The organism is Vibrio sp. CJQ_6 (assembly GCF_043106745.1).
GTDB lineage: Bacteria > Pseudomonadota > Gammaproteobacteria > Enterobacterales > Vibrionaceae > Vibrio > Vibrio furnissii.
This window is the reverse complement of record NZ_JBICMV010000012.1, coordinates 460,551-484,786: the sequence shown is the minus strand read 5'-3', so window position 1 is coordinate 484,786 and position 24,236 is coordinate 460,551. Positions and strand designations below refer to the sequence as shown.

Annotated in this window: 20 protein-coding genes; 6 read left to right on the top strand and 14 right to left on the bottom strand. The window is 49.3% G+C overall.

Annotated features, from left to right (window positions below; translation table 11 throughout):
• Window positions 1-5: 5 nt before the first annotated feature.
• Entirely contained in the window at window positions 6-452 is a 447-nt protein-coding gene (locus tag ACF8PK_RS09265) for a TerB family tellurite resistance protein (protein WP_004726057.1), read from the top strand.
• 297 nt (window positions 453-749) lie between these two features.
• On the opposite strand, the gene ACF8PK_RS09260 is transcribed toward ACF8PK_RS09265, so the two are convergent.
• Window positions 750-1,280 (bottom strand): 3'-5' exonuclease, encoded by a 531-nt coding sequence (locus ACF8PK_RS09260; RefSeq protein ID WP_038151184.1) that lies wholly within the window; start codon window positions 1,278-1,280, stop codon window positions 750-752.
• Window positions 1,281-1,364: 84 nt separating this feature from the next.
• On the bottom strand, window positions 1,365-2,882 hold the full coding sequence (locus ACF8PK_RS09255; RefSeq protein ID WP_392440912.1) for a diguanylate cyclase: 1,518 nt from the start codon (window positions 2,880-2,882) through the stop codon (window positions 1,365-1,367).
• 342 nt (window positions 2,883-3,224) lie between these two features.
• On the opposite strand from ACF8PK_RS09255, the gene ACF8PK_RS09250 reads away from it, so the two are divergent.
• Genes ACF8PK_RS09250 through ACF8PK_RS09240 form a run of 3 tightly spaced genes read left to right on the top strand, consistent with a single transcriptional unit; the run spans window position 3,225 to window position 8,653 of the window.
• Window positions 3,225-3,857 carry a DUF2760 domain-containing protein gene (locus tag ACF8PK_RS09250; protein ID WP_004726060.1) on the top strand — a complete coding sequence of 211 codons (633 nt, stop codon included), beginning with the start codon at window positions 3,225-3,227 and terminating at the stop codon, window positions 3,855-3,857.
• An 11-nt stretch (window positions 3,858-3,868) separates the two neighbouring features.
• Window positions 3,869-5,776, top strand: coding sequence for an Hsp70 family protein (locus tag ACF8PK_RS09245; protein ID WP_392440910.1), 1,908 nt, complete (start codon window positions 3,869-3,871; stop codon window positions 5,774-5,776).
• 54 nt (window positions 5,777-5,830) lie between these two features.
• A complete protein-coding gene (locus ACF8PK_RS09240) occupies window positions 5,831-8,653 on the top strand; it encodes an Hsp70 family protein (protein WP_392440908.1) in 2,823 nt (940 codons plus the stop codon).
• 75 nt (window positions 8,654-8,728) lie between these two features.
• Here ACF8PK_RS09240 and ACF8PK_RS09235 read toward each other — a convergent pair whose 3' ends face one another.
• Window positions 8,729-9,871: a GGDEF domain-containing protein gene (locus ACF8PK_RS09235; protein WP_055466690.1), complete on the bottom strand. Its 1,143-nt coding sequence runs from the start codon at window positions 9,869-9,871 to the stop codon at window positions 8,729-8,731.
• Window positions 9,872-10,289: 418 nt separating this feature from the next.
• Here ACF8PK_RS09235 and ACF8PK_RS09230 point away from each other — a divergent pair, with 418 nt between their 5' ends.
• Complete coding sequence (locus ACF8PK_RS09230; RefSeq protein WP_392440905.1) at window positions 10,290-10,838, top strand: hypothetical protein; 549 nt, start codon at window positions 10,290-10,292, stop codon at window positions 10,836-10,838.
• Here the strand turns inward: ACF8PK_RS09230 and ACF8PK_RS09225 are convergent, their stop codons facing one another.
• The 10 genes from ACF8PK_RS09225 to queE form a co-directional block, all read right to left on the bottom strand.
• Window positions 10,839-12,173: a diguanylate cyclase domain-containing protein gene (locus tag ACF8PK_RS09225; protein ID WP_014205143.1), complete on the bottom strand. Its 1,335-nt coding sequence runs from the start codon at window positions 12,171-12,173 to the stop codon at window positions 10,839-10,841.
• Window positions 12,170-13,156 carry an ABC transporter substrate-binding protein gene (locus ACF8PK_RS09220; RefSeq protein WP_004726066.1) on the bottom strand — a complete coding sequence of 329 codons (987 nt, stop codon included), beginning with the start codon at window positions 13,154-13,156 and terminating at the stop codon, window positions 12,170-12,172. Before ACF8PK_RS09220 ends, ACF8PK_RS09225 begins: the two co-directional genes overlap by 4 nt.
• 224 nt (window positions 13,157-13,380) lie before the next feature.
• Window positions 13,381-13,605 (bottom strand): hypothetical protein, encoded by a 225-nt coding sequence (locus ACF8PK_RS09215; RefSeq protein ID WP_004726068.1) that lies wholly within the window; start codon window positions 13,603-13,605, stop codon window positions 13,381-13,383.
• Window positions 13,606-13,775: 170 nt separating this feature from the next.
• Window positions 13,776-14,426, bottom strand: coding sequence for a glutaredoxin 2 (gene grxB / locus ACF8PK_RS09210; protein ID WP_238770818.1), 651 nt, complete (start codon window positions 14,424-14,426; stop codon window positions 13,776-13,778).
• Between the two features lie 194 nt (window positions 14,427-14,620).
• The gene (locus ACF8PK_RS09205) at window positions 14,621-15,541 is read right to left on the bottom strand and encodes an alpha/beta hydrolase (RefSeq protein WP_392440900.1); all 921 of its coding nucleotides are present in this window, start codon (window positions 15,539-15,541) and stop codon (window positions 14,621-14,623) included.
• 192 nt (window positions 15,542-15,733) lie between these two features.
• Window positions 15,734-16,342 carry an HAD family phosphatase gene (locus ACF8PK_RS09200; RefSeq protein WP_158140817.1) on the bottom strand — a complete coding sequence of 203 codons (609 nt, stop codon included), beginning with the start codon at window positions 16,340-16,342 and terminating at the stop codon, window positions 15,734-15,736.
• A gap of 129 nt (window positions 16,343-16,471) precedes the next feature.
• Window positions 16,472-18,919: a molybdopterin guanine dinucleotide-containing S/N-oxide reductase gene (locus tag ACF8PK_RS09195; RefSeq protein WP_004726073.1), complete on the bottom strand. Its 2,448-nt coding sequence runs from the start codon at window positions 18,917-18,919 to the stop codon at window positions 16,472-16,474.
• Between the two features lie 19 nt (window positions 18,920-18,938).
• A complete protein-coding gene (locus ACF8PK_RS09190) occupies window positions 18,939-20,030 on the bottom strand; it encodes a NapC/NirT family cytochrome c (protein WP_055466697.1) in 1,092 nt (363 codons plus the stop codon).
• Window positions 20,031-20,398: 368 nt separating this feature from the next.
• Complete coding sequence (gene queC / locus ACF8PK_RS09185; RefSeq protein WP_143679042.1) at window positions 20,399-21,088, bottom strand: 7-cyano-7-deazaguanine synthase QueC; 690 nt, start codon at window positions 21,086-21,088, stop codon at window positions 20,399-20,401.
• 12 nt (window positions 21,089-21,100) lie between these two features.
• Window positions 21,101-21,751, bottom strand: a complete 651-nt coding sequence (gene queE / locus ACF8PK_RS09180) for a 7-carboxy-7-deazaguanine synthase QueE (protein WP_232658715.1) — start codon at window positions 21,749-21,751, stop codon at window positions 21,101-21,103.
• 273 nt (window positions 21,752-22,024) lie between these two features.
• On the opposite strand from queE, the gene yidA reads away from it, so the two are divergent.
• Complete coding sequence (gene yidA, locus ACF8PK_RS09175) at window positions 22,025-22,849, top strand: sugar-phosphatase (RefSeq protein ID WP_392440894.1); 825 nt, start codon at window positions 22,025-22,027, stop codon at window positions 22,847-22,849.
• Between the two features lie 92 nt (window positions 22,850-22,941).
• Here yidA and ACF8PK_RS09170 read toward each other — a convergent pair whose 3' ends face one another.
• Window positions 22,942-23,880, bottom strand: coding sequence for an NAD(P)-dependent oxidoreductase (locus ACF8PK_RS09170; RefSeq protein WP_392440891.1), 939 nt, complete (start codon window positions 23,878-23,880; stop codon window positions 22,942-22,944).
• Between the last annotated feature and the right edge of the window lie 356 nt (window positions 23,881-24,236).

Here is a 24,236-nt window from a genome sequence, read left to right as displayed (position 1 = left end):
TCACTATGTTCAATGCGATTACCTCACTGTTTAAACAATTGCTCGACGGGCAAGATCTGAGTCAACAGAAGCAGAGCCCGAATCTCGCGATCGCATGCTTGCTCAGTGAAGTCGCAGGCGCGGATCATCAAATTGATGACAAAGAGCAGCAGGCCAAACTGACGCTACTGCAACGCTTGTTAGGTTTAGAAGCGCAAGAAGCCAATGCCCTGATCGACAGCGCGGATGAACAGATTCGCCGTTCGGCGTCACTGTATGATTTCACCTCCCAACTGCGTGAACTCACTCAGGAAACGCGCTTTGAACTGATCAAAGCGATGTGGGAGGTGGCGCATGCCGATGGTGAAATCGACCCATTGGAAGATGCGGTGATTCGCAAAGCCGCTGAACTCTTGTATGTGGATCACAGCCAGTTTATTCGTGCCAAATTGATGGTGACCAACGGCAAATAATGCCGCACGGCTCTCTTCGCCTACCCGCTAAAAGATAGCCCCAATTTCAGTTTCAAGCCCCCCCTGAATAAAGTCAACTGAATAAAGTCAGCTGAATGAAGTCAGTTGAATACAATCACGACGCGGTTGAGGTTACAAATTTGAGGCAAAGAAAAAGCGCAGTGATCACTGCGCTTTTTTTGATGGGTTATTTTTATGACTGTTTGCCGCGACGTTGTTAGCATCATTTCCCGATTTGCTGAAGGAAAGCATACATGCCGAGTATGACGGCGAGATGACCGCAGTTTGACCACGCGGTTACAGCATCGTCAGCGCCAATTTCGCGAGGTTGTAAGCATCCACATAACCGGAGTGCTGACGACCTTCCCACTCGATGCCTTTGGCTTCTTGCGCCGCTCGGTGACCAATCCGTTTATCTTTCAGACGATGCTGAATGCGATACAAAGTCGCCAAGTTAATAAACTCTTTAAAAGGCATGTCGATGCCTTTGGCCTGACACTCTTTCATCAGGATCTGATCATCGCGTCCCCACGACGCATAAATCTTTTGCGAACCACCGAAGTTTTTCACCATCGATTGAATCACGGCAGCCAATGGGCGACCCTGTTTTTCAATCTTCCGCGGTGTGATCCCCGTCAGTTCGACGCAGAACAGCGACACTTCATCGTGTTCCGGTTTCACGTAATACTGAGCGCGCTTGACGATTTCGCCCGCCGTCAGATCGATTTCAGCCAGACCGACTTCAATGATCTCACCGATGGTGCCCACTCCGTTTTCATTCCAACAGCACATTTCCAAATCGAAGCACACGACCCGGTTATAGTTCATTGCCAAATCCAGTCCTCTGTCGAAAAACTCAAAGCGCGCTATGTTACCCAACTCTTTGGCAAAACTCGACGTCCAATCGGTACTTTAGTCAGCAATTGAGACCTGATTTCGTCCTTTTGCTTTACTTTCGTACAGCATGGTATCCGCGCGCTGCAGTAATTCTTGCTCAGAATAGCCATGATTCACCGCCGCACCGATACTGAGCGAGACCGAAATCAGTTGGTAACCTGTATCGAACTGACTCTGCTCAACGGTGCGTCGAATCTTCTCCAAATAGCGCATCAAGGGTTCACGTTCGGTGACATGACACAGTATAGAAAATTCATCCCCGCCCGTGCGCACAAAAATATCATTGCCTTCGAGCACTTTTTCGATGGTTTTGGTCACCGCAACCAAGATTTGATCACCCGCAAGGTGGCTGTAGCGATCGTTGATCGACTTAAAATTATCAATATCAAAACTGACCAGCGTGAAAACCTTATCATCACGCATGTAGACATCCAAAATGCGATTAAATGCGCGGCGGTTGAAAATACCGGTCAAGCTGTCGTGCTCGACCATAAAGCGCAGCTCTTTGGTGCGCTCTTCCAATTTGAGATTCAATGTCTCTTTCTCGCGCATCAGCAGGTAGCTCACAAAGCCCAGCAGCAACGAGATAATGGTGCCACCAGCGCCCAAGCCGATGAGCACCCACTGATCGTTTTGCGTCAACGGTACCGATAAGCGAAAATCCACCAGCCATTCACGATTGGGTAATTCCACTTTGCGGCTCACTTCCAGCCCTTGTGCAGCGTCCCAACGATCGCTTTGATACAGCACCGGATCATCTTCCGAGTCAAACCCCGTATCGACAACACGCATCGCCATTTGGTGCTCCACCGCCGTTTTCAACATCATGTCATCAAAATAGGCCGAGAGGCGAATCACACCGACCATCACGCCCAGCAAATGGTGACGATATTGGTTAAACACTGGGTGGTAGATCAGCAATCCATCTTTACTGATGGAATCATCGCGGCCATCTTGCAACAAACGGATTTTGTCCGACACGTAGGGATGGGTGGAACTCGAAAAGTAGTCTAAGACGTGGGCAAAACGGTCACGCGATGAATAAAATCCCAACAGCTGAATGTTGGTTGGCGTGCGCGGAACAATGTCAGAAACCGCAAAAATCGGCTGACCGTTGAGTTGATACCCCTTTTCGATTTGGCCGCCCTCCCGCACGGTATAAATCGAAAAACCGGGGTAGCGCCTGGCCATTTTGTATTCATAAGTGGGGATATTTTTGACGTCGATGCGCTGCAACCATTGCAGGCCAATCAAGCTGTTTGAACCTTTAAGCAAATCACTGGCGTAGATACGAAACCGGCTCCAGTTCATCGGGCTGATGCTGTGAAAGAAATTCGCTCCGGAACCAATGAAATGAATATCACTGTTGAGATACTGCTGTAACGACTGAACCTGTCGGTCAGCCAAATTTTCAAACAGGGTTCGCGTGTAGCGTTGCTGAACAATGTGCGCGGCAGAAACAATCGCGATGGTGAACATTAACGCAATGCAAGTAATGCTCACTGGCACAAAGCTTTTGAAACGTTTCGGCATAAAAATCTAAACTTGTCGGGATATAGTGTGTGTTTACCCTTTACAATCTGGCACGTCAATCACCCTTTATACAAAGAATTGATATGACTCAAAATACATAAAAATTATCACGCCCGTCTGACACCCTACACCCCTTAAATCAGTAGGACTTTTCCTACATTTGTATTTTCTGCTTAAAAGTTCGACTATCAGACCCATAACAAAGTGAGAATCTGCCATTTCTACAAGCCTTATCCCTTGAATATGGTAATATTCGCCCTTATTTTTTGCTAAATTCTGACTATTCGGTGCAGCGGATTTTACATCCATTCGTTGCCTTCCTACATCTACAGAGATTTCATCATGAACTTCGATTTACAAATGATTCCAACGACCTTCGATATGCTTCATGCCGGTTTAGCTGCATCCAGCGTCCTTTTGCTGATCCTTGCGGTCTCACGCAAATCAAAAGTCATCGAAAAAGTTATCGAAAAGCCGGTTGAAAAAATCGTCGAAGTCGAAAAGCCGGTCGAGAAAATCGTCGAAGTGGAAAAAGTGGTTGAAGTAGAAAAAGTCATCGAGAAAGTGGTGGAAGTTGAATCGAAACTGGCGACTGCTTCTACCGATTCGGCGATGCAACTGCTTTCCCTATTCCAACAAGAAGCTCGCCTGATCGACTTCCTGAAAGAAGACGTCACCAGTTTCTCCGATGAAGAAGTGGGCGCCGCGGCACGTGTCATTCACTCTGGCGGCCAAAAAGTGCTGAAAGAGTACGTGGCGCTAACACCAGTTCGTAGCGAAGACGAAGAATCTCGCATTACCATCGCCGAAGGGTTTAACCCTCAAGAAGTTCGCCTGACAGGCAACGTGACGGGCCATGCGCCGTTTACGGGCACGCTGATCCACAAAGGTTGGAAAGCTGAATCCATGACGCTGCCTAAACTGGCTGAAAACTACGATGCTTCTATTATCGCCCCTGCTGAGGTCGAGCTGTAATGGACCAAAATATGTCTCACACTGAACACTCAGATACTGCCGCGAAATACAGCGTTGGTATCGACTTAGGTACCACCCACTGCGTGCTGTCATTCGTTGACACGCAAACCGAAGACGCCCGCGTTGAAGTGATGGCCATTCCACAAATGACTGCGCCCGGTACGGTTGAAGACCGTATGCAATTGGGCTCATTTTTGTATCAGCCCCACGAACATGAAATGTCTGCAGGCTCTCGTCGCCTGCCTTGGACCGACGAGCCTAAAGCGCTGGTTGGTGCTATTGCACGTAACTTAGGCGCCAAAACACCCATTCGTTTGGTAGCGAGTGCAAAATCTTGGCTGTGCCACGGTGGTGTCAACCGCCGCGATGCATTCTTGCCACAAGGCAGCCCGGAAGATGTCGCGAAGGTTTCACCCCTGCGCGCGACGGAATTGTATCTGGACCATTTGAAAGATGCGTGGAATCACGCCCATCCGCAGCACCCGCTGGCGGATCAAGAGGTGACGATTACCGTTCCGGCATCGTTTGACCCTGCTGCGCGCGATCTCACCGCAGAAGCCGCCCGTAACGTAGGCTTTACCCACCTAACGCTGCTCGAAGAGCCGCAAGCCGCGCTGTATAGCTGGATCGACAACAGCAACGACGAATGGCGAAACGAAGTCAACGTGGGTGATGTTGTACTGGTCGTCGATATCGGCGGCGGCACCACCGATTTATCGCTGGTGGAAGTCACTGAAGACGACGGCAATCTCACGCTCAATCGTATTGCGGTGGGCGAACACATCCTGCTGGGCGGCGACAACATGGATTTGGCACTGGCGTACCGTTTGAAGATGAAACTGGCGCAAGAAGGCAAAGAGCTGCAACCTTGGCAAGTTCAAGCCATGACGCACGCCTGTCGTGATGCCAAAGAAGCGCTGCTCAGTGATGCTGAACTGCAATCCGTGCCGATCGTGGTGCCAAGCCGCGGTTCTAAACTGCTGGGCGCCACACTGAAAACAGAGCTGACCAAGCAAGAAGTGCAGCAAACTTTGGTTGACGGTTTCTTCCCACAAGTGGCCATCACAGAACACCCCGTTCAAAAACCACGCGGCGCCCTGACACAAATGGGCCTGCCTTATGCACAAGATGCAGGCATCACCCGCCACATTGCTGCCTTCTTGGCTAAACAAGCCAACGCGCAAGGTCAAGCGGATGCCGCACCATTTAACATGGCTGGAATTCCGGGCATGCCGGCACCAAGTATTGAATTTATCAAGCCAACTGCGATTTTGTTTAACGGTGGCGTGCTGAAATCTGATCTGCTGGCGAATCGCCTGTTTAGCACCATTAACCAATGGCTGACCAGCGCAGACAGCCCGGTGGCAAAACGCCTGACCGGTTTGGATTTAGATCTCGCAGTGGCCAGCGGCGCGGCCTATTACGGCTCCGTTCGTCGTGGTCAAGGCGTGCGCATTCGCGGCGGGATTGCCTCGGCGTACTACGTGGGCATCGAGAGCGCGATGCCTGCCATTCCGGGCATGGCACCGCCAATGGAAGCCTTGTGTGTGGCACCGTTTGGGATGGAAGAAGGTTCTAGCGTGAATGTTCCTAGCCAAGAATTTGGGTTGGTCATTGGCCAGCCGGTGCACTTCCAGTTCTTTGGATCAACCGTTCGCCGCGATGATGTTGCGGGAACGCACCTTGATTACTGGGCACCAGACGAATTGGAAGAGCTGCCAGAAATTCAGGTCACGCTCCCAGTTTCCGAAGGTCGCCGCGAAGGTGAGGTGGTGCCGGTCACGCTGGCGTCGCGCGTCACTGAATTAGGCACCTTGTATCTTGAAGCCATCGCCTCGGATAACGGCCAAAAATGGCACGTGGAGTTCGATGTGCGAGAAGGCAATCAAGAGCAGCCGGCTCAAGAACACCATCACTAAGTAAAACGGCACCTTTCGGGGTGCCGTTCCTCTATCTTGAAATCGAGGTTACCTATGACAACACCGCGCTTTCTGGTCGGGATCGATTTAGGAACGACCAACACCGTCGTTGCATTCTGTGAACTGAGCGATGATCTCGAAAACGCTCCGGTTGAGCTGTTTCCCATCGACCAATTGATTGGTCCGGGTGAAGTGGTTCGCAAACCACTCCTGCCCTCTTTCCGTTACCATCCTGCAGTTGGCCAAATTGCCGACAGCGATCTCACATTACCTTGGGAACCTCAACCCGTTGCAGGCGATCTGCCCCAAGTGATCGTCGGCCAATGGGCACGCGATTTAGGCGCAAAAGTCGAAGGTCGCCAAGTCTCCAGTGCCAAAAGCTGGCTCTCCCATCAAGGCGTGGATCGCGAACAGCCGATTTTGCCTTGGGCCGGTGCTGCTGATGTCGAGAAAGTCTCGCCAGTGATTGCCAGCGCCAGCTATCTCAATCACATTCGCCAGGCATGGAACTATCGCCATCCGGGCAACCGACTGGAAGATCAAGACGTGGTGGTCACCGTACCGGCTTCGTTTGATGAAACCGCGCGTAAGCTCACCTTAGAAGCCGCACGTCTCGCGGGCTTGAGCCGCATTGTGCTGCTCGAAGAGCCGCAAGCGGTGTGTTACGACTGGTACGCTCGCCACAAAGCAACCGCCGCCGAACAACTGGCTAACTTGCCACTGATTTTGGTGTGCGATGTTGGCGGCGGAACCACCGACCTGAGCTTAATTGAAGCCAAATTCGAACACGATCAATTGGCGTTGAATCGTATCGGGGTTGGCGAACACTTAATGCTCGGTGGTGATAACCTCGATCTCGCCTTAGCGCATTTAGCCGAATCACGTTTCAATCAGGGCAAGAAGCTGACAGCGTCCGGCTTAACCAAGCTGATTCAGCAAACGCGCCAAGCCAAAGAGAATTTGTTGTCGGCTCATGCCCCAGAGACGGTGAAAATCACCATGCTGGGCAGTGGCTCTAAACTGCTGGGCAGTACGAAAAGCATTCACCTCAGTAAAGAAGAAGTCCACCAAATCGCCTTGGATGGCTTTTTCCCGATTTCCGATTTCGATCAATTGCCCGATCAACGCCGCAGCGCAGTGGTAGAATTTGGCCTGCCCTATGTCGCCGATCCTGCCGTCAGTAAACACGTGGCGGAGTTTTTGACTCAGCACCAACAGGTCTCGCACGCCGCACTGCAATTGGAAGATTCAAGCCAGCCTGCGATCCCGGTCGGCATCTTGCTCAACGGTGGCGTATTCAACAGCGACCTCATCACCGATCGCATGTTGTCGCTACTCGAACATTGGCGCGGTGACGCGGTCACTCAGCTCGATAACCCACATCCAGATTGGTCGGTCGCACTTGGCGCCGTGGCCTTTGGTAAAGCGCGCCGAGGCGCGCAACTTAAAATTGGCGGTGGCGCTGCCCGTTCCTACTTCCTGCATCTGCAAGAAAAGAATCGCATGGGCAAAGCCCTATGTCTGCTAGCGAAAGGCACGGAAGAAGGCCAAGAAATTCGCCTCACCAGTCGCCGCTTTTCGCTCACATTGGGCGAGCCGGTTCGCTTTAACTTACTAACCTCGACCCACGATTCGCTTACCGATCATATCGCGGTGCAAAATGGGGTGTTGGTTGACATCGATGCTGACAAATTTCAGCCGCTGCCGCCATACATCACCACACTGCAAGGCGATGATTCGGTGCAGTTGCACGCCAACCAAAAGCAACGCGTCGAAGTGCAGCTGGCTTGCCAGTTAACCGAAGTGGGCACGCTAAAAATCGAATGTGTCTCCGTAGACGACGAACGCAAACGCTGGCTGATGGAATTTGAAGTTCGCCACGATGCCCGCTCATCAAGCGACGACAATGCAGCGGAACACAAAACCGATCCGCGTTTAGAGCAGGCGAAAGAGCTCATCATCAAAACCTACAGTGGCAACAAAGCGAGCGCGGAAGCCGGCGCGGTCAAAACGCTGAGCAAAGATCTCGACAAATTGTTGGGTAAACGCGACGAATGGGACTTTTTAACGCTACGCAGCCTATTTGATTGCTTTGCTCAAGGACGCAAACGTCGTCGCCGCTCAGAACAACACGAGAAAAACTGGCTGCGCCTCGCGGGCTATACACTGCGCCCGGGCTTTGGTGATGCCACCGACAGTTGGCGCATTGAGCAAATATGGCCCCTTTACCAACAAGGGATTCAGTTCCAAAATCATCAAGGTTGGACGGACTGGTGGGTTTTCTGGCGCCGTGTGGCGGGCGGATTGAACCAAGAGCAGCAAGAAGCCATTCTGGCAGACATCGCCAAGTACCTGCACCCGGGCGCATCACGGAACCCGAAATCGGTGAAAGAAGCGCAAGACAAAGGGTACGAAGCCATGGTGCGTTTGGCCGCATCATTGGAACATCTGGATGTGGAAGATAAAGTGTTGCTGACCAGTTGGTTCATCAGCAAAGCGATTCACCAAAACCAGTTTGAGCAAGCGCACTGGTGGGCCGTTGGTCGCCTTGCCGCTCGCACGCCGCTCTATGGCAGCGCGCACAACGTGATCCCTCGCGAACAAGTTCAACAATGGCTGCCAAAACTGATGACTGAGAATTGGGCGAAAGAGCCGATGATCGCGTTTGCCGCAGTGATGATTTGCCGTAAAACGGGTGACCGCGCGTTGGATATTTCGGACGATTTGCGTACTCAAGTTCTCGATAAACTTAAGCAGAGTAAAGTGCCGGATTCTTGGGTCACTTTGGTGGCAGAAGTCGCCGAATTAACGGAAAGCGAATCGAAGCGCGTATTTGGTGATGCCCTGCCAAGCGGCCTGATGCTGCTGCCGCATTAAACGCAAAAGAGCCAGCAACGCTGGCTCTTATTTTTTCAATGGCAACACAACACGAAAGGTCTGAGACAAAGTCCATCACACCAGCGAGACCAAGCGATTTCGCCCTTTGCCTTTCGCATCGTATAACGCGATGTCGGCCTGCTTGAGAGCCTGATGCAAATGCTGTTCGGACGCCACCGACGCCATGCCAATACTTACCGTCAGATCGACATGATGACCGTAGATTTCCATCGCATGATTCGCAACCTCGTGGTTAAAGCGTTCCAGTTTAAATCGGGTTTCTTCAATACTGCCTGCCAACAACACCACGAACTCTTCGCCGCCATACCGAGCCACCAAATCGTGACGAAACTGGCGATGCATGAGCTGTGCAATCGCTTCAAGCGCGCGATCGCCCACATCATGTCCAAAGCTGTCGTTCACCTGTTTGAAATGGTCCACATCAATAATCGCGATCGTGTAGTGCGCTTTGGCCTGCTTAAGTCGTCGTTCGGCCTGTTCCATAAAGTAACGACGATTAAAAATCCCCGTTAACTCATCGTGAATTGCGCGATGATAGTGCCATTCGATTTCATCGTAGAAGAATAGAGACAACATCGCCCCTAAGCTCACGATAGTCAGCAGGTTTTGCCCCACCACCACACCACTTAAGAAGTAGACTTTTGAGTGAAACTGGTGAAAAAGAAACATTGGTAAGAAGACAAACAGGCTCGACAACAGCAAGCAGGTCGCGAGTAATTTTTCGCCGCTACTGGTTTTTTTCATGAAGCGGAATGTTGACCACACGCTGGTCAGGTGCACCGCAGAATAACTGACGGCTGCAAGATTAATCCGCCAATCAAAATGCTCAGGGAACTGTTGCAGCAACCAAAGTTGCACGCAGGTATAAGCAATAATATGCGTTGCTGCGAAGCTCATGAGTCGTGGCGTAATTGGCCGTTTAAACCAACTCATCACACCAAAAAGCAGCATATAGGTGACGGTTTGGTAGAGGAAGTTGTTACTCACAACGACCAGCTCAATCGGTACCCATCCGCGCATCGTTGTGGTCGCAAACGCTAACGAAAACAACAAAAAATAGGCGGCAAACCAACCCGCCGCAGAGACTTTATGGTGCGTCAGTTTGCGTCTGAGCAACCAGAGGAAGATGCAAGCAATGATACTGCAGATAACGTTATTGAGTATCGTTGCAAACTTTAGAACATCAATATCAAGCAAAATAGTTTACTTCCAATCAATCTTTCGAGACGCATCTCGTTATTATCGTTTTTTGTGGATTTTAATGCGCTTTGACCACGTCCGTCAGCACTGATCACAAGAAAGTACCAACGAACTATTGATGTCACCAATAGTAGCGCTGAACGACCTGTTTTTACCAAGACTTTTCTCATTACGACGAAAAAATGTTCGATTTATGCTCGCAATGTTGCGTGGAAGCAGGATAGAATACGCGCCCTCGCTCAATTATTGACAATAATGACTACAATAACGTCAGAGCGGCGGTATATTGCATACCGATCACAACGTCTTCGCTGGAAAAATAATCAACGGCTTTGTCTTAGCTCAAGTCACTTGAGCAAAAAACGTTTTAATTTCGTATTCGATTTTCGAATCACTCGTTGGGTTATTGCAGTCAATGAATCAAGACAAATTTATGCACATCTATCGTTTGCCGGGTTCAATCCAGATTCGCATTGGAAAATGGCAAGCGACATTTCGTGGCACCTCTGATTTGGTGTTGCATGATGCATTGGTGCTGCGCAATCAGCAGTATCAAAAAGCCGACTTTCTGCCACGTGGATGGTGTCTAACACCGTTTTCGGAGGATGACATTTCGATCACGCATCATGGCAGCTATCTTCAAACGACAATCTTAACTATGCTCGATCGAAAAGTTGCCTATAAACGAGTTTACCTGTCGCGTATCCCGCTGGAACAAGCGGAGCCAGCACTCCGCGCGTTTAAGGTGGAATGGATGCGCAAATACAATCGCGTGGCGAAAAAGTACAACCAGATCAAGAAAAAAGAGCTGTTGCGTTTTGCGCGCGAAGAAGAGGAAACGCTCTATCCGTCGATTCCTAAAGGGGAATTTGATAAAGCCTTGTGGAATCGCTTAGTCGTCTGTGAGTTAGGGCCTGCCAAGAAATTCAACAATCCTTACTTCGTGGGTAAAGCGGATTTCTGATCATCCCAACTTCGAGCTGTCTTCATCACAGCCCTGATGAAGAAGTGGACAAAAAAAACGGTTGCCCTCCGCACTTTTGGCCTTGTACATCGCTTCATCGGCCAAGCGTAACAAGGCCACCATATCCTGACTCTGGTCGGGATACAGGCTGATACCAATACTGACACCGACGCTCACCGGCTCTCCGCACACCTCCATCGGCTGGCTTAATTGCTCAATCAACCGTTCTGTTTTCGCCGTTATCCCTTCAAAGTCTTTGATCAGATTCAGACACACCACAAACTCGTCACCGCCAAAGCGACCACAAAAGTCCGATTCACGAATGTTCTGCTCTAACCTTGCCCCAATCTGCATCAGCACTTCGTCCCCAACATCATGGCCTTTGCTATCATTGATCGCTTTAAATTTGTCTAAGTCGATAAACAACAACGCGAGCTTCACACCGGTGCGGTTGGCATGCACGATGGCGTCGTGCAAGTGTTCTTTGAACGCGCGGCGATTGAGCATGCCCGTCAACGGATCTTTTTCCGACAGGAATCTTAACTGTTCTTTTTGCTGCTCTAGTTTGGCCGTCTGCCTAGCGACCTCGTGTTGCAACTCTTCGCGCGTCACAATCGAGCTTTGCAGTGACTCTTTCATGCGATTGAAGAACTGCGCCAAGGTAACAAACTCAGAATCTTGTTGATGAATCGACAAACGACTACTTAAGTCCCCCTGCGCCAGCTCAGCAATCCCCTGCTTTAACGTCGCAAACCCATGACGCACGCGTTTTAAAATCATAAATGCAATCACGGACACAATGACCGAAAAGACCAGAAGGTGCAGCGCACTGGTCATCAATGCCGAACGTTGGCTTTCCGCGCTCTTTTCTAACACCACTTTTTGCAGATACAACAACTCTTCCGTCATGTTCTGCACCAACATGTTGTAGCGTGAATGCAGCAGTTCGCTGGCGCCGACAAAGTCACTTGATGAGGCGCGACGGTCATAATCAAGTTCTCGTTCCTGACGCAGTAACGCCGCCAAGCTGCCATTCATTCGCGCGAGGTTTTGAATGTTGTTTTCAAACTCTGGATTCTTCGACAGCTTGGCCGAGAGATTTTGCTGCGCGATATACACCTGATCGAGGCTGTTGGCATCGTCATACTGCAGGAAGATCCACAATTGACTGCGCAGCATGTCGACACTGCGTTGAATCTGCATGATTTGCGTCAGTTCGCTCTGAGTACGCTTTTGTTCTTGCGATAAATCCCACAACGAATACGCAATCAAAATGGCCAACATTGATGTCGCAACAAATAGCAGCGTCAATTTACGTGAAACAGAGTGAATCATTTGAATGACACCTCCGTTTGCAACACTTGCTCCAGCGGCTCGGAGACAAAATAACGCCGATAATCCGGTAATGAGCCATCAACAAGGTTATTCTCAATCGCCCAACGCGCTTGAAGTTGAATGTTCGACAGCAGCGCGTTCCCCAGCGACAAACGAAAGGCGTAATCTTGCCACGACCATTCCAATTGATGTTCACGAATGTTGAGTGAATTGGCCACCCAGTAGCGCGCTTGATCCGGGTTGTCGTTCATCCAAGCAATCGCCTGTTTAAGCGCTTCAAGCAGCCGAATCGATTCATCATCACTTTGTTCAACGCGGTCTTTCATCGTCATTAAGTTAAACGACAGATTGTAAATGCCAACCAAGCCCAGATTGATCACCTTGGAGGACGACGTCATCTCGGTACGGTAACCCCAAGGCTCCCACACCGAAATCGCATCCACCTTAAACCCATACAATGCCTGATTGAGCTGATCCGGTGTCAGATAGACCTTTTCCAAATCCAGGTGCTTCAAGTTATTGGCGATCAACACGGAGTCAAAATAAAACTCACTGGAACTGGCTTTAATCACGCCAACTTTCTTACCTTTCAAATCTTGAATGCCATTGATGTCTCGGTTTTCTAACGTCAACAGTTTGAGATCGTTATCTGAGCTGACAAAGCTGGCGAGCAATACGAAGTCTTGGCGTTCAAAACTCTTGAACATCGCCACCGATTCCGATGCCGTAGCGTAATCAACATCCGCACGGAATAAAGATTCCGCGCACGCCACGCCGCCGCTACATGGGACTAGCTCAACATGAAGCCCTTGGCGTTGGAACAATTTCAGTTGTGAGGCAATAAAGAAAGGCGATGACAGCGGGGTTTGTGAAACGGCAATGCGAATATGAGGTTGATTGGTTGAAGGTTTCGCAGCTTCACCTCGCCAGTAGAAATAAGCAGATGCAATCACCGAGAGCGCAACGCATGCACCCACGACCATATATCGTCTCAAGCCTTTAGACTTGCTCTCCATTCGAGCCCCTGACGGTTGTGTCCACTGTAGTATTACTTAGCAGTTTAGTCGGTTATTTGTGCCCTGCATGCAACAATAAGCATCCATTCACTTAAGTGTTTAAAACCATTGATCTTAAATTAGACAAAATTATTCATCGTCTTGAAGTGCAACCGAAAAAAGCCCCATTTACAGAATGGGGCTCCTTAACGTTAATGTTGAGTATCTGAAGGATTGTGTCCGAAATCCGCTTGTTTGTAGATGTCTGCTAACGATTTCGGTTTGGATGAATGAGATTTACGATGGCGTTTAGGTTCGAACTCTTGTTCGACGTGTTTCAATGTTTCTTCATGCTCTCTAGCAGATTGAATGAACTCCGGGTTAGACATCGCCTCTTGGCGCAGGCGGTTAACGCGTTCTAGTGTATCCCACAACATAGAAGACCTCCTTTACCACTGTTTATGTATACAGCATAGTAAAGTGGCATAGGAAGTCAAGAAAAACACTGTGTACTTAAACAGTACTTCTTCGGTTTATGAGAAGGATCAACGATAGAAGAAAAAGAACAAGCGAAGTAAATTATCTTCTGCTACAGTTAGTTAGATCACTACACTGCAACATCGTCGTATAACGGGATGTGCGTCAGCGCAGTGACTTCATCGATGTACTGTCGCACTCGTGCTGGAAACTCGATGCCTTTCACGACCGTTAAATTGCGCAGCGTCGGATACATGTTCACATCATCATAGCTCAGTGTGTGGTCTCGCTCTGAAGGCAGAACTAGCCAATCCAGTTGCGCCAATAACGCGTTCATGGGCGCTAGAAATTCCGCACTCTTTGCATACGCATCGTCGAAACTCATGCCAATCATGGCCGATTTATTTTTGGTGTACCACGCTTTCGCTTCGGGTTGTTGAAACTCAGGCAACTCAATCATCATCCAACGCGGGTGAACCAATGGGCCATTAAACGGCGCAATTTGACGTTGCCACTCTGCAATCTTTTCCCCCTGCTGTGCAACAGCCAATCTCGGCTGGCCATCAAACGCATCCAAATACGCCGCGATATCTAAACTCTCGGCCATGTAGCTGCCATCCGGCTTTTGTAGAATCGGAACCATGTTGGCGCCCACTTTTTCAATGCGAGCATCAACATCATGGTTTTGTAGATAGACCCACTCGACATCAACGTTCTTATAAGCCGCCACCATCATGGCTTTAATGCAGTACGGGCAATGTTGAAAAACAAACAGTTTCATAATCGATCCTTAGCCAGTTGAATTGCTTTCAGTCTAACGACTCAAGGGGAAAACTCAACATAACATGATGATTGATAAATCAATTCGCCATGTTAGTAAAGCAATCCACCCAGCATCGGCGGAAGCAGAACTCCGCCGCACCGATGCCGTTGGCTCGTCGCAGTTTACCGAGAAATCATTCACAGAGAATTAATTCACAACGAAATGAGCGATGCGACGTGACGCAAGCATTGTCTCGCCGCCGGGCTGATGCCTGCGAGTTGGAAAAATCCGTGGATCACCCCCAAATAGCGCTGACAATGAACCTCGACACCTTTACGACTCAGTAAACCGTAGAGCTGCTCGCCTTCGTCGCGCAGCGGATCGCATTCCGCGGTCAAGATGTGCGTGGTCGGCAGGCCAGCCAGATCATCACATTTCAGCAGATTGAGCTCATCTCGGTTCATCTGCTGACCTGCGTAAAGCTCAAAGCCCGACATAAGCATAGCTTTGGTGATGACATAGTCTTCGCCAAAGGTTTGATAACTGCCTGAACTGCCCGTCGGATCCAGCATCGGATAAATCAAGATTTGCTGCTTTGGCAGCCACTGCCCTTGTCGTTTTAAACGCAGGCTCGTCGCCAAAGCCAAATATCCGCCAGCACTGTCGCCCAAAAGCGTGATGCGTTGCGCGTCCCCACCCAACAGCGCCGCGTTGTGATAAACCCACTGAGCAGCTTCATACGCATCATCGTGCGCGGCAGGATAAGGATGGTCAGGCGCCAAACGATAACTCACCGCCACCACAACCGACCCGCTGAGCATCGCCAACGTTGCCAATTGTTGGTGATGCGTCGCAAAGCCACCACTGACAAAGCAGCCCCCATGATAATAAAGCGCAATATCAGAATTTAACTGCGTTGCGCGACGATAAATCCGCAGTGTGAGGTCACCAACTTGGCGCTCTTCCACACGGATGTCGGCAGGCACATCGCCAGCCAACACCGCACTGGCTTCATACCCTGCTCGACGCTCAGCAACCGACGGTAAAGGTGCATGTTTCACTCTGTTGGCGAGAAATTCCTCAACCAATGTGGCGATGCCACGCTCTAAATTTGGTGTTGACGTTGATGTCATCCTTCGTGTTCTCTGTCGCAAAATTTTGGTTATTGTACGCAAAGATAAACAACTGTATAAATATACAGATCACAGTTTTTCAGCACGAATTGGCAAAACCAAGAAAAGAAATCGTCTAGAAACAAAAAAGGCTGACAAGCGGCCATGCATTGTCAGCCCGAATTTCATCGTTGAACACCGCCACAAGCGAGACTAGAACGCTAATCCTAACGCATGCAAACGCGCACGCGCATCTTGAGCGGTCGCAAACTGGAAAGCGTGAAATCCCTGCTCAATCGCGCCTTGCACATTGGCGGGCATGTCATCCATAAATACCGACTCATGCGGAATAATGTTTTGGCTTTGCGCTAAATGTTGATAGATGCGCGGATCTGGCTTGAGCAATCCACATTCGCTGGAGACCACTGCACCGGTAAATTTCGGCCAAAAGTCATATGTGGCTTTCAGGTGTGCCACAATCTCATTCACATTATCTGTCAGCGCATACAAGGTGTAACCCGCACTCAGTAAGTCATCCATCAAAACCTGGGTGCCGTCAATCAGCTGTTGTGTCGCTTTAATGTAGTGAAACAGGGTCTCGAGCTCCGTAGGCTCAATGCCAAGCGTGTGGTGAAACTTCACCTGCGCTTGTTGCTCGGTGTAATGACCTTTATTGAGGTCTCGCCAAATTTCGCTATGGAACAATAATTTAGCTCGTTCTTTCGCCTGCTCTGTTTCGCCAAAAGTTAACGCAGAAATTTCTGCAGGTGCCCATTTCACAATGACGTTTCCAATATCAAACACCACATTTTTTATCGCCATATACACCTCCTGATTTAGCGTCGAGTCTAGCGCAGGTTGATGACCAGATGTTGAAGACTCGCTCGCATTTGGGGATTTGACACAAGAAAAAACCGCTCCGAAGAGCGGTTTGATGACCGTAAAGAAAAACTACGCGCCTTGTGGCGGTGTGAATGCTGTCAGCGGTAGCGCTTCACCTTGCCATTTTTCGATTTTAACCAGTGACGAGTTACCCGCACAGCCATTCGCCAAACGAGAAGACGGAATGTCTGCCGTCAACACGTTACAACCGCCGTTCTTACAGATACCGTGTGGTTTATCAAAATCAGGCCATGCACCTTCGTGGATACACACCGAACCTTGCTTGATGCCGTCTGTAATGAGCGCGCCCACCAAGACTTGGCCACGATCGTTAAACGCTCGCACTAAATCGCCATCAGCAATGCCACGTGCTTTCGCGTCGTCTGGATGGATCCAAATCGGCTCGCGGTTGGCAACGGCATACAGTTCCCGCAGCTTAGCGTAGTTGAGCTGGCTATGAAGACGGTGCGCTGCGTGTGAGGTCATCAGTTGCAGCTCGCCATCTTTGGCATTCCCCACCCACTCGGTTGGCGGTAGCCACGTTGGATGAGGAGGACAATCTTTGTAGCCAAAGCTTTCAATGGTTTTCGAGAAGATTTCGATCTTACCGCTTGGCGTACCCAGCGGATTGAGGATCGGATTTTCGCGGAAGTCTTTATAACGCACGAACTTCGCGTTCTCTTCGTTCCATTTCATTTCAATCAGTTGGTTCTGTTTCCAGAAGTAGCTGAAGTTAGGCATTGCCACACGGTTTGCTCGACCAATTTTCTGTGCGTCTTTGTAGAAACCGGCCAACCATTCCATCTCCGATTTGCCTTCCATGTACACATCTCGACCGCCTGGTTTGAGCAGCTCGGCCATATCAGCAAACACATCCAAATCGCTTCGCGCTTCGAATTGCGGCTCAATCACCTGCTTCATTGGCACCAAGTGTTGGTTACTGTAGTCGCCGGTCATAGTGAGGTCGTTGCGCTCAAATGACGTCGTGATTGGCAATACGATGTCGGCATGTTTTGCTGCCGCAGTCCAATACGGTTCAGAGATAACAATCAGCTCCGGCTTTTGCCACGCTTTGATCAAACGGTTAGTGTCTTGGTGGTGAGTAAAGTTGGCACCGCCCGCCCACCAGATCATTTTCACTTCAGGGAACGTGCGTTCATGACCGTTGTGTTGATATTTCCCGCCTGGGTTTTCCAGTGCTTCCACGATACGTGCAACCGGGAACGCATTGACTGCGCCCGAAACGGCCCAATCGTTCCCCGCCGAAGATGACCCTGAAATTTCAGCAGAAATCGCCGGCAACACACCAGCGTTACGTGTTGGGTTACCGCCGTTGGAATAATGGTAAGAGAAACCAAAACCACCACCCGGCAAGCCAATTTGACCCAACATCGCCGCCAATGTGACCAGCATCCAGTGTTTCTGTTCACCGTATTGCTGGCGTTGAATGCCCCAACCAGACATGATCATAGTGCGGTTTTGACTGAAAATATCCCCCAACAGCTCAAGCTGTTTCGCGGGCACGCCACAAATGCTTTCAGCCCACTGCGGTGTTTTCTCAACGCCATCGGATTGACCCAGCAGGTACGCTTCAAACTTGTCGTAACCTGAGGTGTATTTGCTCAAAAACTCCACATCATGTTGTTTTTTCGCCACCAATGAATGTGCCACACCCAACAGCATCGCCACGTCCGTGCCCGGATGTGGTGCCAACCATTGCACTTTGTCGCCAAAGAATTCAATGGTTTCAGAGCGCATTGGATCAATCGCAATAATCGTTTTGTTGGATTTTTGCAGTTGATGGAAGAACTCAAGGCCAGCACCATCGGTACTCAGCCAAGAGATTTTAAGTGTGTTGATTGGGTTGAGGCCCCAAAGCACGACGACATCCGAATGTTCCATGATCATCGGGTACGTGGTTTGTTGCTCATAAACTTCAATCGAACCCACAACATGCGGCATAATGACTTGCGCGGCGCCCGTTGAGTAGTCACCCAAGTGACCCGAATAACCGCCCGCCATACTCATGTAACGTTGCAGCAAAGTTTGCGCTTTGTGCAAAATGCCACTCGAACGCCAACCGTAAGAGCCTGCAAACACTGACTCCGCACCATACTGCTTACGAATGCGCATTTGCTGCTTATGGATCAATTGATACACTTGCTCCCAAGTTACGCGGACAAACTCATCGTCGCCACGAGTGCCTTGCGGTTTAGATGGGTTTGCGAGGTATCCTTTACGAACCATTGGGTATTTGACGCGAGCCTGCGTGTGCGCTTGATCCGGCGCAGACGATTGCAGGCTGTTTTCCACGGTTTGTGGCAGTGCGTTGGTCGATGACACGATTTTGCCATCTTTCACTTCAACCAACATGGCGCCCCAGCGACCCGCTGTTAATACAGCCGAACCACTGCGCTCGTTCGCGAAAACAGGCATCGGTGCAACAGAAGAGATGGCAAAAGCGCCCGCTGTCATACCTGCACCTTTCAGAAAACTTCGACGTGTGATAGTAGTCATCACTGAATCCTTATACTGGTTATTGAGCGGCATCTTTTGCGTTGTATTGGAAGTACTTAGTCAGAATCTCTAAGTCTTCTTTGCTGATCGATGTGCGATCACCCATGCTCTTCGCAACCGCAGGCCATGCGTTGACAGTAAAGTGTTCACTTGGGATTTTGGCGTGACACGTTGAACAGTACACATTGTCTAACTGTTCTGCGTAAGACCATAGAGAATCCACTTTCGCCAACACAGGCGTTTCGATGTCGCCTTGCAGTTCAACTTGGCGCCATTGATTGCCGTAATCGTCTTCTGTGTACTCACCTGTCTTCAACGCCTTTTGACCCGCATCTGTCAAGATCGCGACCACAGCACGTTTGCCTTGGCCCATATACAGAACCTGCTCAGCCCCTTGCATTTGGTACGCCTGCATCGTTACGGTACGTTTGCCATCGTGATCGCTCACCACCGCCAGTTTGGTCGCCGGATTGATGGTGCCCAAATCGCCAATTGGCGTGGCTTGAAGGGTGAAGACTTCTTTTGCCGTGGTTGGCGTAAGTTTGGCTTCATCCACCAAATGCGCCAGCGCTTGGCTGTCCATTTTCACTTCAGGAAGAATGTGCGCGACCCCTTTGTGACAATCAATACAGGTTTGATTATTTTCAATCCCATATTGGTGCATTTTCTGCGCTTCAGGTGACTGGTCGTAAGTTTCCATCGCGTCTTCAGTGTGACAAGAACGGCACGTCACAGAGTCATTCGCTTTTAACTGCGCCCAGACCATCTCCGCCATTTCTGCGCGATGTGCCTCGTATTTTTCATCGGTACTGATCTTTTTGGTGATGAATTCGTGGTAGATATCTTTGGATGCGCGAATTTTGGTGATTAAGTAATCGATGGTATCGGTCGGAATATGACAGTCTGCACATTCAGCGCGAATACCCTTCGCATTGGTGAAATGAACCGAACCTTGATATTCCTTATAAGGTGTATCCATAGTGTGACAAGAAACACAAAACTCGGTACTCGACGTTTTTTCTAAGATGGCATGCGTTACGCCAAGTGATAGCCAACCAATGACAACACCAATGACGAGAACAAGCACTATAGCGCCTTTTTTTATACTCATTTTTCCTCACAAATCTGTGGTGGGGATGATTTCCAGTGAAGCCTAATTCGATGATCTGAACAGAGTTGCGAGTGCGACCCTACCCCTTAGGGTTAGGCTTTCTAATAGTAGTCAATCGATAGCATAGGTGAATGTGATTCACATCACTTTTTGTACCAGAATCAAATTATCGCAAAACAATTTGCGCTGATTTCTCAGTTCTTATACGAATAAATCGGGTTACAAGAGAGAATTCGAGAGAAATAGGTAGAGAAATGAAAGGTATAACGGTAATCGAAATGAAGAAAATCACGATGAAAAAATGCAGCGATAGTGCGCGATAACAATCGTCACTTTCACTGCATCAAGTCAATCTGTCTTAGCAAAAATTATTGGTTTTGTTTTGCAACCAATGCGGCCATCACGGCTTCACGATGTTCCAAATAATCATTTAAGCCGACTTTGCGTAGATGACACGATGGGCAATCGCCACAGCCATCCCCCATGATGCCGTTGTAACACGTCAGTGTTTCATGACGCACCAGCTCCAGCGCGCCATTTTGATCCGCCATAGCCCAGGTTTCAGCTTTATTTAACCACATCAACGGCGTGCGAATCTCCAGTTCACGATCCATCCCCAAGACCAACGCACTGTTCATCGCTTTGACAAAGTCATTGCGGCAATCGGGATAGCCCGAAAAATCTGTTTCACACACCCCCGTGATCACGGTTTGCGCGCCAATTTGGTAAGCATAAATACCCGCCAGCGTCAGAAACAGAATGTTGCGGCCTGGGACAAATGAGTTAGGCAGGCCATTTTCTTGCAGTTCGTTGGACACCGGAATGTCATCGCGCGTCAGTGAGCTGATCGCCAATTCGTTCAACAGCCCCACATCCATCACCTTATGCGCTTTCACACCGAGCTTTTTCGCCAGCGTTTGAGCCACTTCGATTTCTAATTTATGACGCTGCCCGTAATCGAACGTAATCGCATGCACTTCATCAAACTCTTTCAACGCTTGAACCAGACAGGTGGTTGAGTCCTGACCGCCGCTAAAGACGACAACTGCTTTTTTCATTCTACGATTCCTTTACGCAATGCTGAGATATTTGTGGGTTTGGATCGACAAGCGCCAGTTACGCGCGATGCAGGTATCAATACACAATTGTGTTGCACGTGGCTTTTGGCTAATCGGTTGAAGCGCGATCACCGTCGTTTCCGGCACACCCGCGCGCGCTAAAAGTTGGTCTAAGTTATCGATGTCTTTCTCTGTTGCCACAGGGTGCTTAATCTCGTTGGCGCGTTGCAGCGCCACATCCACCACAGGCAGTTTGCCTTTCATGGCCACTTTTGGTGACACTGTCACCCAAGTGTTTTCCGTTGCTTGTACCGCAAATGTGCCGCTGGTTTCGATCTGACAACGGCAACCGATCGCTTCAAACGCTTGGGTCAATGGCACGAGATCATAGATACAAGGTTCGCCACCTGTGATCACGATATGTTTGGCCGTATAACCTTGAGCGCGATATCGTTCGATGATCTGCTGCGCAGATGCCGAACACCAGTTCGGATTGTCTTCTGTCTTGACCAGAATTTCATCAAATGAACGCTCATCAGCGGGCGCCGCATCCCACGTTTGTTTGGTATCGCACCACGCACAACCGACAGGACATTCTTGCAGACGAACAAAAACCGCAGGCACGCCGGTAAACACGCCCTCGCCCTGAATCGTCTCAAACATTTCGTTTACTTTATACAAGGTAAAATTGCCTAACTTGTTATCCAAAAATTGCAGGTCGCTGACCTTAAAGGATGCGTTCGTGAAGGTCAATTTAAAACCGACGTGACTCGCATAAAAAGCGCCGATAGATCCGTCAAACCTGACTCAAACATGGCGTTACTCAACGCATAGTTATGCCCGTTCATTGAACATCACTTTCATCAAAAACGCGCATCCTGTCATATTTTAGGTATAATCTCGACTTCCGTTTCGCGCAGACTTTTTAGGTAAGACATGTACAAACTGATCGCTCTTGATATGGATGGCACCCTTTTAAACAGCCAAAAGCAGATTTCACCACGGACTAAACTGGCGATTGCTGAGGCTCGTGAACAAGGCATTCAAGTGGTGTTGGCCTCCGGCCGCCCGATTGATGGCATGCGCAGTAAGCTTGAAGAACTGAACATCCAATCCAACGACGATTACGTGCTTTACTACAATGGGTCAATGGTCGCCAATGTCGGCACCGGCGAAATCATCTATCAACAGATTTTGGATGGTCGCAGTGCAAAAATGGTGGCGCGTTTGGCAAACGAGATGGGCGTCAATACCCATGCATTTAGCCAAATTCACGGCTTGATCACACCAAAGATCAGCCAATTTACCGAAGTCGAAGCGCAGATTAACGGCCTGACGATCACGGAAATGGACTTCGAACTGCTCGAAGACGATCACCCGATTATCAAAGCCATGATTGTTGCCGAACCCAAGCTGCTCACTCGCACGATTGAAAGCCTGCCCGCGGAACTGCATGAGCAATACACCATTGTGCAAAGTGCCCCATTCTTCCTTGAATTCCTCAACACGAAAAGTAATAAAGGCGTCGGTGTCAAAGCGATTGCTGACCACCTCAACATTCCGGCCAGTCAGGTGATATGTATGGGCGATGCTGAAAACGATCACCACATGCTGAACTATGCAGGCCTAGGCATTGCGATGGCAAATGCGATGGAAGAAACCAAGCGTATTGCTGATTACATTACGCTGAGCAACGATGAAGATGGTGTTGCTGTAGCCATCGAAAAATTTGCACTCAACAAAACACCCTGTGACGCGTAAACACATAGACTTCAGATCAAAAAGGCGGCCCATGGCCGCCTTTTTACTTGGGTTCATTTCTGACTTGATTGGATGTCGAAAGCGCGACGCTGCTATTTCTCGTAGCCTTGCCCCAGCACACGTTGTTGCGCTTGCAGCAACGCGTACTCTTGGGTGCCTTGAGGGATCAAAACGCACACGCGAAGCTGCGCTTGACTCGCTTGCTGTAGGCGTTCACTCAATTCGGCGGCACTGGAAAAGTGTTCACGTTCTGCGTCGCGACGGCACAAATCAATAAATTCAAACGGGCATGAACGCGCATGCAAGACCAGTTCGGCTTGTTGCATGTAACGCAGTGCTTTCAGCGGCAGAAGCTCAACATCCTGACCAAATTCAACCCACGTCACTTCACCACGTTCGTCCAACGGTTTATCGAGCGCCTTAATATAAATCTTCTCGAGGCTTTCACGATCTTTGGCATTTTTAACTTCGGTTTCTGCGAAAAACAGCTCCCAAAATTTGCGACGTAGATCGACTGTCGGCAAAAACTCTTTAATTGAGTTGCGTTTTGACGCTCCGAAATCAGCCAATAATCCTAGGTTTTGTGGCAAGACCGCTTCCAAGGTTTCGCGGACGTTGCGAATCAGTACCGGAGACGCGCCACCACTGGAGATCGCCAGTTGAATTCGACCTCGTTCAATCATCGAAGGCGTGATGAAATCACAGTAAGGTTGGTCGTCCACCACATTGACTAGAATGTCAAGTTTTTTTGCATCCTTATGCACTTGATGGTTGAGTTCAGGATTGTCGGTTGTCGCCCAGACTTGCAAGTACTCCTTTGTGAGCAATTGCGAGGAGTAAAAGTTCTGTATCCATTGGCATTTGCGGTCATCCACATAGGATTGAAGAGTCGAGGCAATTTGTGGTGATACAATGGTCACTTTCGCACCAGCACGCAGCAGCGCATCAATCTTGCGGCACGCTACCTCTCCTCCGCCAACAACGAGCACAGGTTTATTTGTTAAATCCAGAAACAGAGGAAAGTATCGCATTTTATTTTGTTCACAATCTAAATAACTATGCGTTTCATGCTACCAAAAAAGGTGCAATGAAATCACTAGCTAAGGTGGATGAAATAATTAATCACCGAATTTAAGCGGCTGATCAGCATTTTATATTGAATTACCATACCAACACCAAGTGTTAATATTAAGTTAACAGTCAATAATACTTCGACCGTTCTGTTGCACTATTCGTGTGCCTAGTTGCACTATTTACAATCGCGTAACATTTGGCCATTCTAACAACAGCTTAGGTTTGGCTTCTCAAACGAAAATCTTTTTAAATTATATATTTGAGAAAACTTTAATCCTTTCCTACGCTTATAAACGGTTGATTTGTAAACGTG

Excerpts from the sequence above, each read along its gene's own strand:
- ACF8PK_RS09265 (WP_004726057.1), top strand. The coding sequence starts at position 6 with ATGTTCAATGCGATTACCTCACTGTTTAAACAATTGCTCGACGGGCAA.
- ACF8PK_RS09260 (WP_038151184.1), bottom strand. The coding sequence starts at position 1,280 with ATGAACTATAACCGGGTCGTGTGCTTCGATTTGGAAATGTGCTGTTGG.
- ACF8PK_RS09255 (WP_392440912.1), bottom strand. The coding sequence starts at position 2,882 with ATGCCGAAACGTTTCAAAAGCTTTGTGCCAGTGAGCATTACTTGCATT.
- ACF8PK_RS09250 (WP_004726060.1), top strand. The coding sequence starts at position 3,225 with ATGAACTTCGATTTACAAATGATTCCAACGACCTTCGATATGCTTCAT.
- ACF8PK_RS09245 (WP_392440910.1), top strand. The coding sequence starts at position 3,869 with ATGTCTCACACTGAACACTCAGATACTGCCGCGAAATACAGCGTTGGT.
- ACF8PK_RS09240 (WP_392440908.1), top strand. The coding sequence starts at position 5,831 with ATGACAACACCGCGCTTTCTGGTCGGGATCGATTTAGGAACGACCAAC.
- ACF8PK_RS09230 (WP_392440905.1), top strand. The coding sequence starts at position 10,290 with ATGAATCAAGACAAATTTATGCACATCTATCGTTTGCCGGGTTCAATC.
- ACF8PK_RS09225 (WP_014205143.1), bottom strand. The coding sequence starts at position 12,173 with ATGATTCACTCTGTTTCACGTAAATTGACGCTGCTATTTGTTGCGACA.
- ACF8PK_RS09220 (WP_004726066.1), bottom strand. The coding sequence starts at position 13,156 with ATGGTCGTGGGTGCATGCGTTGCGCTCTCGGTGATTGCATCTGCTTAT.
- ACF8PK_RS09215 (WP_004726068.1), bottom strand. The coding sequence starts at position 13,605 with ATGTTGTGGGATACACTAGAACGCGTTAACCGCCTGCGCCAAGAGGCG.
- grxB (WP_238770818.1), bottom strand. The coding sequence starts at position 14,426 with ATGAAACTGTTTGTTTTTCAACATTGCCCGTACTGCATTAAAGCCATG.
- ACF8PK_RS09205 (WP_392440900.1), bottom strand. The coding sequence starts at position 15,541 with ATGACATCAACGTCAACACCAAATTTAGAGCGTGGCATCGCCACATTG.
- ACF8PK_RS09200 (WP_158140817.1), bottom strand. The coding sequence starts at position 16,342 with ATGGCGATAAAAAATGTGGTGTTTGATATTGGAAACGTCATTGTGAAA.
- ACF8PK_RS09195 (WP_004726073.1), bottom strand. The coding sequence starts at position 18,919 with ATGACTACTATCACACGTCGAAGTTTTCTGAAAGGTGCAGGTATGACA.
- ACF8PK_RS09190 (WP_055466697.1), bottom strand. The coding sequence starts at position 20,030 with ATGAGTATAAAAAAAGGCGCTATAGTGCTTGTTCTCGTCATTGGTGTT.
- queC (WP_143679042.1), bottom strand. The coding sequence starts at position 21,088 with ATGAAAAAAGCAGTTGTCGTCTTTAGCGGCGGTCAGGACTCAACCACC.
- queE (WP_232658715.1), bottom strand. The coding sequence starts at position 21,751 with ATGTTTGAGACGATTCAGGGCGAGGGCGTGTTTACCGGCGTGCCTGCG.
- yidA (WP_392440894.1), top strand. The coding sequence starts at position 22,025 with ATGTACAAACTGATCGCTCTTGATATGGATGGCACCCTTTTAAACAGC.
- ACF8PK_RS09170 (WP_392440891.1), bottom strand. The coding sequence starts at position 23,880 with ATGCGATACTTTCCTCTGTTTCTGGATTTAACAAATAAACCTGTGCTC.